Genomic DNA, 13,558 nt, shown 5'->3' with positions numbered 1-13,558 from the left:
TGACCATCACGAAACGATGCGCCGTCTACGTACGCAAACACAACGAAGTCGCTGACGCCGACGGGATCGGCGCCGAATTTCGCCAGCGGGCGACGGCCTTACCGCCACCGTTACCGGTGTTCCTTATCGGGTCGGCGCGCACTTCCCCGCGCCAGCTCGACCCGTTGCCCGGGCGGGCGGCCGCACAAGACCGGAGCCCCTGAAGAAAGCAGATGAAGAAGTCGCACAACGCCTTTCTTGAGCTTGCGGCAGCGTGTGCGCCCTGCAGGCCGGTCGATGTGCGGCTCGATCAGGCATCGTCAGCGCCGCTTCCGGGGAAGCCCCGCAACGGTCGCTGCTTCACCAATCGGTGGGCGCGTAGTCCTTCAGGAACTGGCCCCACACGTGCTCGCCGGTGTTGAAGCCGTGGATGATCGGATCGACGATGCGCGCGGCGCCGTCGACGATGTCCAGCGGCGGGTGGAAGCGCTCTTCCTGCACCTTGCGCGCGGCGATCTCGGCCGGATCCTCGTCGGTGACCCAACCGGTGTCCACGCTGTTCATGTGGATGCCGTCGTTCTGGTAATCGGCCGCCGAGGTGCGGGTCATCATGTTCAACGCGGCCTTGGCCATGTTGGTGTGCGGATGCCGGGTGGTCTTGAAGTTGCGGTAGAACTGCCCTTCCATCGCCGACACGTTGACGATGTGCTTGTCGCGCTCGGGCGTGCGCAGCAGCAGCGGCTTGAGCCGCGCGTTGAGGATGAACGGCGCGATGGCGTTGACCAGTTGCGTCTCCAGCAGCTCCACCGACGGCACGTCGGCCATCAGCAGGCGCCACGAGTTGCGCCCGCGCAGGTCCACTTGCTGCAGGTCCTGGTCCAGCCGTCCTTCGGGGAACAGGTGCTGCTGACCTAGCAGTTCGTCGGCCAGCAACGGCACCTGCGACAGTTCGGCGGCACGGGCCAGCCCGTCGGCGCCGCCTGGGCCATGGCCCAGGCCCGCCGGCAGCGTGGTCGCCGATGTCGCCGGCAGCAGATCTGGACTGCGCAGGCCTTCGTAGTGGCCGACCAGGCGGCGCACGTGCCCGGGCAGTTCGTGCAGCGCGGCGGTCTCGCCGGCCATCATGTGCGTGTAGAACTGCGGTGGGCGGCGCACGGTCTGGCAGGCGTTGTTGACGATGAAATCCAGACGCTCGCGCGTGGCCAGCAACTGGCTGCAGAACGCCTCGACGCTGGGCGTGTGGCGCAGGTCCAAGCCGAACACCTGCAGGCGATGCCCCCACTCGGCGAAATCCGGTTCCTGCGCGTAGCGCGCGGCCGAATCGCGCGGGAAGCGCGTGGTCACGATCAGTTCGGCGCCGGCGCGCAGCAGCTTCAGTCCCGCCTGGTAGCCGATCTTGACCCGGCCGCCGGTCAGCAGCGCCACGCGCCCGCGCAGATCGGCGCTTTCGGTACGCTTGACGTAGTTCAGCTCGGCGCAGACCGGGCACATCTGGTCGTAGAAATGGTGCAGCTTGGTGAACTTCTGCTTGCACACATAGCAGTGGCGCAGCTCGGGCGAATGCGGCGCGGCAGGCTCCTGGCCCGCGCCATTGCCAGCATCGTGCAGGCCGGCGGCATGCGGCGGGAAGTAGTTAGGCGTGCTGAACACCGGCTTGCGCCGCAGCGCGCGGATCCCGGTCCGCTCGAGCAGCGCCTCGGCCTTGCGCACCTTTTCCTGATGGCGTTCGCGCGCCTGCTGCTTGAACAGTTGCCGGCGCGCCTTGGGTTCGGGGTGGTAGACCTTGGCGACGACCTGATGCAGGCGCACGCGGTCGGCCTCGGGCAGCGCATCGAGCACGCGGCGGTCGGCGTCGATGGCTTCGAGCAGGTCCAGGGCGACGCGCAGGCGCTCGGTCAGGGGCAGGTCGGCGGGATGGTCGGCAGTGGCGTTCAAAAGCGGATCCGTGGTGAACGGCGGGCAAGCCGTGGCGAAAGAGCGGCAGGACTGCCGTCGCGACAGCGGTCGGGGACGCCGCGCTGCGCCCGCCGCCATTGGCGTGTGGGCGCCGGCAGGAGCGGAGCGGCGATGGAAGCGGCCGGTGACGCGTGGCCGAGCGGCATTTTCGCCGATCCGGGGCCGTCGGCGCCATGCGTGGCGGCCGCGCCGTGCAGGAAGCCTGCGCCGGGTTCACCACCGATTTCACGGACACTGACAAGAAAGCCGATAGAGGCAGTAGGCGTGTTCATGACGAAGCAAAGGAAGTTCAGTGCGCAGTTCAAGCGTGATGGGGTTGAGCGCGTCGGCCGGCCGGGTGTCCGTTGTGCCCAGGTGGCCCGGGAACTGGGGATCCGGTGACCTTGATGTTGCCCCCGTATTCCCGCCCCCGAGGTATTCGCAGTAAAGCGCCTTGTCATTCCTTGCGGCCTGCTGCCGCCTGAACTCCCGAGGCGAACGCATTTTCAGCGACGAGTGCGGATGCACCTCGTTGAAGTGCTCGAAGGCGGCCGGCAGTTGGGCCAGAACCGTCCGTGCGTCACGCAGGTCCATGCGCGCCACGTAGTCGCGCTTGAAGGTGTTGACGAAGCTCTCGGCCATGCCGTTGCTCTGCGGGCTGCACACGGGCGTGTTGATGGGCTTGAGGCCCAGCGAACGCGCCAGTGCCCGGGTGTCGGCTGCGATGTAGGCCCGGCCGTTGTCGCTGAGGAACTCCAGCTCCTGGCCTGCCGGCACTGCCTCCACCGTCCTGGACCGCCTGGCCGTGAGCCGCGGGCTGCCGCAGGTGATCCGCACGGACAATGGCAAGGAGTTCTGCGGCAAAGCGATGGTGGCCTGGGCACACGAAGGTGGCGTACAGCTTCGTCTGATCCAGCCAGGCAAGCCCAACCAGAACGCCTACATCGAGTCGTTCAACGGCCGCCTGCGCGAGGAGTGCCTCAACGAACACTGGTTCCCAAGCCTGCTGCATGCACGGACGATCATCGAAACCTGGCGCAGGGAGTACAACGAGGAGCGGCCCAAGAACGCACTGGGCGGGCTGACGCCCGCCGCCTACGCCAAACAGCTGGCCAACACCGATATCATCAACCCCGGACTCTAAAGTCGACCGCTCCTCAAGGCGGGGGGATGTCGCAACGGGGGCAGGATCACTCCGCGCTGAACTTCCTTCGCTTCGACATGAACACTCCTCATGGCCTCGATCGGCCTTCTCGTCAGTGTCGGTGAAAACGGGGGTGAACCCGCGGGCGGAAGGTCATGTCGGGCTCGGTCCTCGTAGGGGATGATCATCTCCTATCGAGGGGTCCACGAGAAGTAAATATCCCCCGGCAAAGCCCGGGGCTTGGACCGGCCAGATTTCCGTAGACACTCAGTCGCCGCTCTGCGCGTAGCGCCTTTCAAACTCTACCGGTGACACGCCGCCAGCGGAACCATGCCGGCGGATCGGGTTGTAGAACATCTCGATATAGTCGAACACGTCCGATGCCGCCATGGCGCGTGTCGGGTAGATCCGACGCTTGATACGTTCCTTCTTCAAGACGCTGAAGAAGCTCTCGGCCACGGCGTTGTCATGGCAGTTCCCGCGTCGGCTCATGCTCGGCACCATCCGGTGCGCCTTCAGGAACGACTGCCAATCGCTGCTGGTGAACTGGCAGCCCTGGTCGGAGTGCACCATCACGCCAGGACCGGGCTTGCGCCGCCACGCCGCTGCCACCAGTGCCTGCAGCACCAGATCGCTGGTCATTGTCGAAGCGGTTGCCCAACCCACGATCTGGCGCCAATACAGCTCCATTACCGCTGCCAAGAACAGCCAGCCCTCGTAGGTGCGGATATAGGTGATGTCCGTGACCCAGACCTTGTTCGGGGCCTGCGGAATGAAGTCCCGGTTGAGCACATTCGCCACCACGCCGACCGGACCTCCCCGCTAACGCGGCTTGCTGCCGTAGCCAACCTGCGCTCGCAAGCCTTCGGCCTTCATCAAGCGCCGCACCCGGTGACGGCTGCAACGCTCGCCGGCCTCACGCAGATCCAGGGTGAGCTTGCGATAGCCGTACACCGCGCCGCTGGCCAGCCAGTGGTGCTTGATCAGGCCCAGCAAGCGCTGGTCCTCGCGTTCGCGGACGCTGGTGCCGTTGCGCAGCCAGGCCTAGTAACCACTGCGATGCACGCCCAGCACCCGGCACATCGTCGCCAGACGAAACTCCCGGACGTGCGCACGCATGAACGCGTACTTCGCCCTTACCCCTTGGCAAAGTACGCGGCGGCTTTTTTTAGGATGTCGCGCTCCTCGGTTACCCGCCTCAGTTCGGCCTTGAGCCGGCGAATCTCCGCTGAGTCGGTCGACGCCGCTGCAGCGCCGGCTGCCGGCGCCATCTTCCTGGCGGCCTGCACCCACCCGTATAGCGTGTGCTTGGGAATCCCGATTCGGGAGGCCACATCCACCACCGTGAAGCCGCGTTCGATCACCTGCTTCACCGCCTCGGCCCGGAACTCATCCGTGTACTGCTTGCTGTTGCCCATAAACACCTCGGTCATTGCCATCAATTATGGCGTCCGGATGTCTACGAAAGGCTGGCCGGTCCAGGTCGAGGCGAACACGCATATCGAACTACGGGCCATCAAGAATCTGCGTAACGTCAACGCTATTGCAGAAAATCAGCAGTTGGCGGTTGGTCCGGTCGGCATGACTGTCATATACGGCGATAACGGTTCTGGCAAATCAGGATACTCGCGTGTTCTCAAGCGTGCCTGTCGGGCGCGCGATCAATCGGAACCCATCCACCCCAATGCTAACTTGCCCGGGGCCAAAGCCGGCAATGCCAAAGCGTCGTTTGATATAGCGATTGACGGTGCTTCCCAAGAGGTGGTGTGGCAACAGGGCAAAGAGGCACCGGCAGAGCTTTCGTCGTTCGCAATATTCGATGCGCATTGCGCACGCGCATATTTGGATACGGAAGACGATTTCTCCTACGTGCCGTATGGTCTGGAAGTATTCGAGGCACTCGCCAAGGTATGCCAACAACTCAAAATCTCCGTTGAGGCCGAGCAAAAGCAGTCAGCTGTAGACCTCACCGCATTCGCCCCATTGCAGGGAGAAACGGCCGTCGGCAAGCTGATAACGGGGCTTTCTGCAAAAACGACTACTGCACAGATTGAAGCGCTTGCCGCTCTTAAAACTGAAGAACTTGAGCAGCGGGAAACGCTTGAGAAAAGCCTCAAAGAGAACAACCCGAAAGAGAAAGCTGGCCTCTTGCGCTTACGCGCGCGCCGCATTGCGGCTATCAGCAAAAATGCCACCGAGAAAGGACTTGTAGTCGCCGCCGAAGCCGTCGCCAAGTTGAAAGCCCTGGCCGATAGTTTCCGCGCGGCGCAGACTGCCGCAGCCCTCGCAGCGAAGAACTTCAAGGAAGGGGAAAACCTTCTGCCGGGAACTGGGGGAGAAGCGTGGCGGGAACTGTTCGACGCAGCCCGGAAGTTCGCGCTAGAAGCGCATCCAGACAAACAGTTCCCAGATTTGGGCGCAGACGCCTCGTGCCCGCTGTGTCAGCAGCCGCTGGCTGCAGGCGCGGAACGGTTGCTGCGATTCGAGGCGTTCATACAAGCGGAAGCGGAGAAGACGGCCCAGGCGCGGCGCCAAGCGCTCGCTGCCGAGTACCGTCCGTTTGCCGCCTCGGTCATGGCGTTGAACCTTGATGAGGCGACGCAGGCGGAAATTGAAGAAATCGACCCACATCTGGTAGCCGACACAAAGGCTTTCGAGGCCGCACTGACGGTTCGGCATGAGGCGATCAAGGCTGCGATCGTCTCCCATGACTGGACGGGGCTGGATCAAGCGCTAGTCAGCCCGGCTGAACGGTTGCAGATGCTCGCTGACAAGCTGAACGCTGAAGCGGAGGCATTGGAGAAGGCCTCGAATGAAGACGCCCGCGCGGCCTTGCAGAAGCAACTTGGCGAGTTGGACGCCCGCGTAAAACTCAGCCAGGTCAAGGATGCTGTGGTTACGGCGGTTGCGAAGCTGGAACACCAAGGGAAGCTGAAGAACTGCCTGACCGCCGTCAGGACAAATGCCATATCCCTCAAGGCATCGGAACTGGCGGAAAAAGTCGTCTCCAAGGAACTGGCCGATGCGTTGAACCGCGAATTCAAAGCCTTGGGCGTAGGAAGCCTGAGTGTTTCTCTGCAAAGCCGAGCCGATAGAGGCAAAGCGCTGCACAAGCTGAAGTTACAGCTTCCGCAAGTTCGTAGCCCGGGTGAAATCCTGAGCGAAGGCGAGCAACGCGCCATCGCGATCGGCTCGTTCCTTGCTGAGGTAGGGTTGAGCGGTGGCAAGGGAGGGATCGTCTTCGACGATCCAGTGTCATCGCTCGATCACCGTCGGCGCGAGCGCGTGGCCAGGCGCCTCGCTGGTGAAGCGGTGCAGCGGCAGGTCATCATTTTCACGCACGACATCTATTTCCTCTGCTTGTTGGCCGAGGAGGCGAAACAGGTGGGCGCCACGGTGGTTACGCAAAGCCTGACGCGGCGTGCGGAAGGCTTTGGCATAGCGGACCCGGAATTGCCGTTTGAGGGAAAGAACGCCAGCAAGCGCATCGGCGCGCTGAAAGCGCAACAACAGGTCATTGCCAAGCTACACAAAGATGGCGACCAGCAGGAGCATCACCGGCAGACCGTTGATGCCTACTTCCGCCTGCGTATGGCATGGGAACGAGCGGTGGAGGAAGTCCTCCTGCGCGAAGTCATTCTCCGCTTCCGTAAAGGCGTGGAGACACAACGGCTCGTCGGTGTGAGTGTGGACGATGATGACTACGCGCAGGTCAATGCGTGGATGAGCAAGTGCTCCAACTACGCCCATGACAAGGCGATGATGGGGGGCGTTGCCGTTCCTGAGCCGGACGAACTGCTCGCAGACATCCTCGCGCTGGAAAACTGGCGAGCACAGGTGCACAAGCGTTCGGAAGAGACTGCCAAGAAGCGCAAGGCTGGGCCGCCGGTTGCCGTGGGGGCTGGCGTGCAGGGTGCGCCAGCTTGAATCAACCGAATCGAGTGCATTAACCGGACAAACTATCGTGCTGCGGGGGCCTGTAACCGTGCTCGCCTTGTTGTCCGCTGCAAGCCGTCCACCATGACCGCACGAGGCGTCAAGTTGGTCACGCCCCTTGGCTAGCTGCTTCGTGATTGCGATGCAGGTCTGAAACCACCGCGATCAACCTGTTGATCGGTTCGGCCAGACGCTTCGGCAAGACGCGATGCTGGGTATGGGTTTTCAAGTCGGCGATCCAGCGATGCGCAACCCACACGTCTTCTTCAGGGTGGTTGTTGTCTACGCCGTTGCAATACTTGTAGCCAACGAGCGCATCCGTGTGCGACAGCAGGATGCGCGCCATCGTCATGTGGAAGCGATGGGCCTGGAGATCCGCCGGGCCTTTGGGACGCGGCAGGGTCAGTCGTAGGCATCGCTGGCCGTTGAACTCGCTCCAGTCGGGGCCAACGACTTGTCCCGCGCGTTCCAGCATCTTGCGCGACTGTTCGTTCTTGCCATTGACCAAGGCAACGGCGACCGTACCCTTCGGGTACTCCAGCTTTTCGGCGAGCAGGTTCATCCAGCGGACCAACTTGTTCAGGGTCTCATCGTCGGCAAACACAAGGAACTGATGGCGCTGCTCATCGTCCAGAAACGCCGGCAATTGCGCGTAGAGGGGGTACAGCAGGTCGTGGAGATAGATGTAGGTCTGCCGGCGTCCTTGCTCGTGGCTCCGCGTGGTCGCAGTCAATACCTGCCGTGCCCACTCGGGCGTGAGTTCGTCCAGCGTCATCTCGGTGATGTCGATGGAGATGAGCGGGAATCCGAGCGACTTCCCGATAAGGGCCTTGCGCCCGTCGAAGGCGTGGCCGAGTTCGATTTCAACGCCGCCCAGCACCATCGGTTCAGCCTGGACCGGGGGGCCGAGCACGGCAACGTCGAGCCGGAATTTGCTGCCGAATGGCGTCTCCAGGGGATGCTCGGTTGCCACCTGATCGGCGCCGAGCAACAAGTTGCCTTCCAGCGGATAGTCCGACGCATCCATATCCTTGAACGCCCACGGCATCGCAAGCCCGGCATTCAAACGTCGTGAGAGTTCGGCCGCGACAAGTTCTTTCGCCCGCCGGTGTTCGGGACTTTCCTGCACGGCGCGCCATCGGCTGGCTTCTTCATCGTCGAAGTGCGCTTTGGGGTTAAAGGTATGCTGGACAGGAAGTACGCGGAAATGGGATCGCCGACGCAGCTTCCCGCTTTCAAAGGAGGGGCTGACCCATGTCACCATCTGGCGCTCTTCGCCTGGAGACACCAAGGGCCACAGCTTGCGCGCATGTTCCCGGCTGCGAACGTCGCGCGCGGCAATCGTGGTCTGGAAAATCCCTTTTCGAGAGAAGACAATGATCGCCTCGTCCATTCCTGTCTCTCCCTTACGGCGATACGGCCGCTAAACCAACCTGAGAGTTCCCCCGGCTCTGCCGGGGAGGCAGTAGAAGTTTGACGTATCCGGGAGTCCATCCCGGAGACTCCGCAACGTGAGCGGCCAAGCACACGAGACGGAGAAACCGAGATGGATGAGTTTGAGAGCTTAAGTCACACCAGGTGGGAGTGTCTGTACCACGTTGTGTTCATACCGAAGTGTCGCCGTAAGACACTGTATGTGGGTCTGAGGAAGCATCTAGGAGAGGTGTTCCGGCGATTGGCCGAGCAGAAGGAGAGCCGGGTCGAGGAGGGCCATCTGATGCCAGATCACGTCCATATGCTGTTGAAGATTCCGCCGAAGTAGGCGGTGTCGCAGGTGGTGGGCTATATCAAGGGCAAGAGCGCCATCCACCTAGCGCGGGTGTATGTGGAGCGGAAGCGGAACTTTGTAGGGCAGAGCTTCTGGGCGCGAGGTTACTTCGTTACGAGGGTAGGTCGGGATGAAGGGTTGATCGGGGCATACATCCAGAACCAAGAGGCGGAAGATCGGCGCTTGGACCAATTGCAGTTGCTGAGGTAGTCGGCCACCTTCAGGTGGCCCTAACAAGGGAGGCGCGTAGCGCTCCCGCAGCCGCTTTGAGCGGCTCACATCTCTAAAGCCCCCGGCTTTGCCGGGGGATATTTACTTTCGTGGTGCCATCCAGCTTGCGGTGAATCAGCGATACCAGCGTCAGGATGTCCAGTGCATCCTGTTCGGACATGGGCCAATTCGTCTTGGGCGCATGGGCCAGCGGATTGCGCACGGCGCCAAATAAGCCGATCAGCAGGTTGGCAAAGCCTTTCTGCTCGCTCTTTTCGGACTCGGTGGAGAGCGGTCCCAAGGCGAGAACGGGTTGCTGACCTGCGAATGCCTTGTTCACCAAGTCCGCACCGTCGCCGTTAAGGCCCGACAGCAGGCGAATCCGCTCCGCAACACCTTTCGTTGCCTCGAACACGGCATGGAAGTAGTTTTCGTCCAGCAACTCGGCGCGGCAGTAGTTCAGCACTTCCGCATGGACGACGCGGCTTTCTAGTGCGGCCTTGAATCGTCCCGCGCGGGCGCGGGCGGCATCAAGCGTCGTGGCTTTATCGGCGTGAGCAACCTTGCCGTCATCGCGCACGTAGAAACCGGAGAAGGCAAGGACGACATTGAGTTCGTCGCGCCGCCAAGCGAACGTCGCGGGATCGCGGGCGTAGTTCACCGGGTTCATCGCGCGATTGATGAACATGATGAGATGGTTGCCGATCTGGTGGTGGTTCTGCGCACCGGCCAGCGCATTGAACAACCGCTTCCACTTTGTCATGCCGGGCGACGTGTCGGCAACTTCGATTTCCTGCAGCAGCCGCTCGATCTGTGTACTGCTCAGACCGCGTTCGGTATCGGCGAGCACGCGGCAGGCGGCTTCAAGATGCTGTGAGCTGAAAGGGGTAATTCGCGTCGCCAATGCCTGTCTCCCTCGTCAGGCATCAGATGATGGCCTGCAGGCCCTTGTCGGCGATGACGTTGAGCAGTTTGAGCGCTGGCCCAGTAGGGTGGGTTTCACCTTGTTCCCACTTGCGCACCGTCGAGGCCGACGTGTGCAAATGAAGAGCGAACACCGGCTGGCTGAACATCAAGGCTTCGCGCAGGCGTTTGATGTCGGCAGCGCTGAACTCCCGCACTGGTGGTGGGCAGATCGCGTCGAACTCGCGCATCGTCACCTTGCTGATCGCTCCCGCTTCGTGGAGCGCAGCCAGGTCGCCACGCAGGGATTCAATGATTTTGCTCACAATGCACCTCCAATAACACACCCGACTGCAGCGCCTTCGACAAAGCCTCGGCAGACAGATCTAGGAACACCTTGCCGGCGAATTGCAGCGCCTTCTTCTCGTCTTGCGTGATGTTCGCCTTGTCGTTCTTGGGGAACCCATGCAGGAATACATAGCGGCTACCGATCCGTGCCGACAGCAGCGTGCGGTAGCCGCCGCTCTTGCCGCCACCGGGGCGGGCAACCCGTTTCTTGTAGAGGAAGCCGCCCAAGTCCGCATCAATCAGACCGCTTTCCATCTCCTGAACCGCTTTGCACAAGGCGGCATCGGACAGCTTTTCGCCCGCCTGCCACCGTGCAAAATCCTTTCGCTTGAGGATGCGCGTCATCTTGACCTCCAAACTATACCCGAAACGGGCACACTTTTCCAGTGCTTAGTACGATACGCAGGCGGTGATGGCCACTGAGCCAATTGTCGTAGCGGTGATACGACAATTGGGGCGGCAAGGTGGATTGCTGGCCTCTGATCATGCGGTCACCTCTTTCGGTTCTTGATGCATGCTGACGACCGATTTGCGTCGATTCGCCACCAGTTCGGCGGCTTCCCGCACGGGCTTGTCCTCGGTGTGGACGTAGCGCATGAACATCACCACGGTCTTGTGTGCCGTCAGCACCATGCCAACCTTGACCGGGATTCCGGAATTGGCAATGTCGGTCGCCGAGCGGTGGCGGATGCCGTGCGTGCCGACGTGCGGCACGCCAGCCGCCTTGAGCGCCCGGCTCCAGCCGCCGTAGTGCTCGCCATAGGTCAGGTGCTTGGCCGGGTCTTTGGGCGACGGCAGGACATAGGGGCAGCCCTCCCGGCGCGGCGCGGTCGAAAGCAGCCGGTGGGCTTCTTCGCTCAAGGGCTTGGACATGCCGCCAGTCTTGCTGTCCGGCCGACGTCCCCCCGCTTCAGTAGCGGGGCTCTTTAGAGTCCGGGTTTCATCGTAGCGGCTTTGGCCGCTAGCTGTTGGGCATAGGCGGCCGGGGTCAGGTCGCCCAAGATCTTCTTCGGTCGCTCCTCAAGTCCATCGACCAGACCTGGTTGGCGGTTCCAGGCCGAAGCAACGGTTGGCGCTCGCCCAGCAGCACCTTCTTCCGCTTGCGCCGGCGCACCTGCAACCTGGCCTCCTGATACAGCCGTTCCACCCGCTTGTAGTTCACCGGCCACTGCTCCTGCCGCAGCTTCAGATAGATCATCCCGACGCCGTAGCGCTTGTACCGCTGCGCTAGCGCCAGGATCCGCTCGCGCAGCTCGACGTTGCGATCCGGACGTGGGACGTAGCGCAGCGCGCTGGCGCTCATCCGCACCACGGCCAGCGCCCGCCGCTCAGGGAGCCCGCGCTCCATCAGGTGCCGCACCAGCATCCTGCGCGCCGGTGCGGTCACCACTTTTTTCGCAGGGCGTCCTTGATGACGTCGTTCTCGAACAGCTGCTCGGCCAGCAGCTTCTTCAGCCGCGTGTTCTCCGCCTCCAGCTCCTTGAGCCGCTTGGCCTCCGGCACGCTCATGCCGCCGAACTTGCTGCGCCACAGGTAGTAGGAGGCCTCGCTGAACCCGTGCCGCCGGCACAGGTCCTTCACCGCCACGCCGGCTTCGGCCTCACGCAGGAAGCCGATGATCTGCTCTTCGGAAAAGCGCTTCTTCACGTCCAATCTCCGTCTCGTTGGGGATTGGACTCCAAATCGCCGTGCTACTCAAAACCGGGGGGACGTCGCATGGCCTCGATCGGCCTTCTCGTCAGTGTCGGTGAAAACGGGGGTGAACCCGCGGGCGGAAGGTCATGTCGGGCTCGGTCCTCGTAGGGGATGATCATCTCCTATCGAGGGGTCCACGAGAATTAGACCAGGACAGAGGCAATAAAAAATCCCCGTCCTTGCGGACGGGGATTGGGGTGTAAAGCCCCTGGCGATGACCTACTCTCGCATGGCTTGAGCCACACTACCATCGGCGCAGCTGCGTTTCACTTCCGAGTTCGGGATGGGATCGGGTGGTTCCACAGCGCTAATTTCACCAGGGAGACGGTTGGAGCGTCGCCGAGTCGCTTGCTTCGGACCTCGCACGGAAGTGCGGTGTACGAAGGAAGGCAACGGGCGCCAGCCTCTCATAGGGTGTGACGTAGCGAGCGATTGGAGAGCGATCGACGTGTGTCGTGCTAAGGGATGCTTGGAAGCACCTTGAGGTTATATGGTCAAGCCGCACGGATCATTAGTATCAGTTAGCTCAATGCATTGCTGCACTTACACACCTGACCTATCAACCACGTAGTCTCCATGGTTCCTTAAGGGGGCTTGTGCCCCGGGAAGTCTCATCTTGAGGCGCGCTTCCCGCTTAGATGCTTTCAGCGGTTATCGCTTCCGAACATAGCTACCCGGCAATGCCACTGGCGTGACAACCGGAACACCAGAGGTTCGTCCACTCCGGTCCTCTCGTACTAGGAGCAGCCCCTCTCAAACTTCCAACGCCCATGGCAGATAGGGACCGAACTGTCTCACGACGTTCTGAACCCAGCTCGCGTACCACTTTAAATGGCGAACAGCCATACCCTTGGGACCGACTACAGCCCCAGGATGTGATGAGCCGACATCGAGGTGCCAAACACCGCCGTCGATATGAACTCTTGGGCGGTATCAGCCTGTTATCCCCGGAGTACCTTTTATCCGTTGAGCGATGGCCCTTCCATACAGAACCACCGGATCACTAAGACCTACTTTCGTACCTGCTTGATCCGTCGATCTTGCAGTCAAGCACGCTTATGCCTTTGCACACAGTGCGCGATGTCCGACCGCGCTGAGCGTACCTTCGTGCTCCTCCGTTACTCTTTGGGAGGAGACCGCCCCAGTCAAACTACCCACCATACACGGTCCCCGATCCGGATCACGGACCTAGGTTAGAACGTCAAGCACGACAGGGTGGTATTTCAAGGATGGCTCCACTGCAGCTAGCGCCACAGTTTCATAGCCTCCCACCTATCCTACACAGACGAACTCAACGTTCAGTGTAAAGCTATAGTAAAGGTTCACGGGGTCTTTCCGTCTTGCCACGGGAACGCTGCATCTTCACAGCGATTTCAATTTCACTGAGTCTCGGGTGGAGACAGCGCCGCTGTCGTTACGCCATTCGTGCAGGTCGGAACTTACCCGACAAGGAATTTCGCTACCTTAGGACCGTTATAGTTACGGCCGCCGTTTACTGGGGCTTCGATCAAGAGCTTCGCCTTGCGGCTGACCCCATCAATTAACCTTCCAGCACCGGGCAGGCGTCACACCCTATACGTCCACTTTCGTGTTTGCAGAGTGCTGTGTTTTTGATAAACAGTCGCAGCGGCCTGGTTTCT

General features: G+C 61.7%; 7 protein-coding genes, 2 rRNA genes and 6 pseudogenes (1 of these 15 running past the window's edge). 4 read left to right on the top strand and 11 right to left on the bottom strand.

What is annotated here, in order from left to right:
* Positions 1 to 339: 339 nt before the first annotated feature.
* Positions 340 to 1,914, bottom strand: coding sequence for an SDR family NAD(P)-dependent oxidoreductase (locus tag G4Q83_RS20995; RefSeq protein WP_128421293.1), 1,575 nt, complete (start codon positions 1,912 to 1,914; stop codon positions 340 to 342).
* A gap of 291 nt (positions 1,915 to 2,205) precedes the next feature.
* Between G4Q83_RS20995 and G4Q83_RS24915 the strand changes: the two are divergent.
* A pseudogene (locus G4Q83_RS24915) lies at positions 2,206 to 2,313 on the top strand (transposase); the annotation flags it as partial.
* A gap of 78 nt (positions 2,314 to 2,391) precedes the next feature.
* On the opposite strand, the pseudogene G4Q83_RS20990 reads toward G4Q83_RS24915, so the two are convergent.
* Positions 2,392 to 2,715: pseudogene (locus tag G4Q83_RS20990) on the bottom strand (integrase core domain-containing protein); the annotation flags it as partial.
* Here G4Q83_RS20990 and G4Q83_RS20985 point away from each other — a divergent pair.
* Positions 2,702 to 3,058 (top strand): annotated as a pseudogene (locus tag G4Q83_RS20985) (integrase core domain-containing protein); the annotation flags it as partial. The pseudogenes G4Q83_RS20990 and G4Q83_RS20985 sit on opposite strands and share 14 nt — an antisense overlap.
* A gap of 267 nt (positions 3,059 to 3,325) precedes the next feature.
* Here G4Q83_RS20985 and G4Q83_RS20980 read toward each other — a convergent pair.
* Positions 3,326 to 4,476 (bottom strand): annotated as a pseudogene (locus G4Q83_RS20980) (IS3 family transposase).
* A gap of 37 nt (positions 4,477 to 4,513) precedes the next feature.
* Between G4Q83_RS20980 and G4Q83_RS20975 the strand changes: the two are divergent.
* Complete coding sequence (locus tag G4Q83_RS20975; RefSeq protein WP_185817285.1) at positions 4,514 to 6,985, top strand: AAA family ATPase; 2,472 nt, start codon at positions 4,514 to 4,516, stop codon at positions 6,983 to 6,985.
* Between the two features lie 118 nt (positions 6,986 to 7,103).
* On the opposite strand, the gene G4Q83_RS20970 is transcribed toward G4Q83_RS20975, so the two are convergent.
* Entirely contained in the window at positions 7,104 to 8,387 is a 1,284-nt protein-coding gene (locus G4Q83_RS20970) for a hypothetical protein (protein ID WP_128421899.1), read from the bottom strand.
* Positions 8,388 to 8,540: 153 nt separating this feature from the next.
* On the opposite strand from G4Q83_RS20970, the pseudogene tnpA reads away from it, so the two are divergent.
* A pseudogene (gene tnpA / locus G4Q83_RS20965) lies at positions 8,541 to 8,972 on the top strand (IS200/IS605 family transposase).
* 73 nt (positions 8,973 to 9,045) lie between these two features.
* Here the strand turns inward: tnpA and G4Q83_RS20960 are convergent.
* The 7 genes and pseudogenes from G4Q83_RS20960 to G4Q83_RS20930 form a co-directional block, all read right to left on the bottom strand.
* Positions 9,046 to 9,876, bottom strand: a complete 831-nt coding sequence (locus tag G4Q83_RS20960) for a TIGR02391 family protein (RefSeq protein ID WP_128421943.1) — start codon at positions 9,874 to 9,876, stop codon at positions 9,046 to 9,048.
* A 22-nt stretch (positions 9,877 to 9,898) separates the two neighbouring features.
* Complete coding sequence (locus tag G4Q83_RS20955; protein WP_020831613.1) at positions 9,899 to 10,201, bottom strand: helix-turn-helix domain-containing protein; 303 nt, start codon at positions 10,199 to 10,201, stop codon at positions 9,899 to 9,901.
* Positions 10,185 to 10,568, bottom strand: a complete 384-nt coding sequence (locus G4Q83_RS20950) for a type II toxin-antitoxin system RelE/ParE family toxin (protein ID WP_128421944.1) — start codon at positions 10,566 to 10,568, stop codon at positions 10,185 to 10,187. Before G4Q83_RS20950 ends, G4Q83_RS20955 begins: the two co-directional genes overlap by 17 nt.
* A 138-nt stretch (positions 10,569 to 10,706) precedes the next feature.
* A complete protein-coding gene (locus tag G4Q83_RS20945; RefSeq protein WP_425480346.1) occupies positions 10,707 to 11,096 on the bottom strand; it encodes a tyrosine-type recombinase/integrase in 390 nt (129 codons plus the stop codon).
* Positions 11,097 to 11,232: 136 nt separating this feature from the next.
* Positions 11,233 to 11,870: pseudogene (locus tag G4Q83_RS20940) on the bottom strand (transposase); the annotation flags it as partial.
* A 254-nt stretch (positions 11,871 to 12,124) separates the two neighbouring features.
* Positions 12,125 to 12,239: ribosomal RNA gene (rrf, locus tag G4Q83_RS20935) — 5S ribosomal RNA — on the bottom strand.
* Positions 12,240 to 12,408: 169 nt separating this feature from the next.
* Positions 12,409 to 13,558, bottom strand: a 23S ribosomal RNA gene (locus G4Q83_RS20930) (it continues 1,730 nt past the right edge of the window).

Source organism: Xanthomonas theicola (genome assembly GCF_014236795.1).
GTDB lineage: Bacteria > Pseudomonadota > Gammaproteobacteria > Xanthomonadales > Xanthomonadaceae > Xanthomonas_A > Xanthomonas_A theicola.
This window is presented reverse-complemented; position numbering and strand designations above follow the sequence as displayed.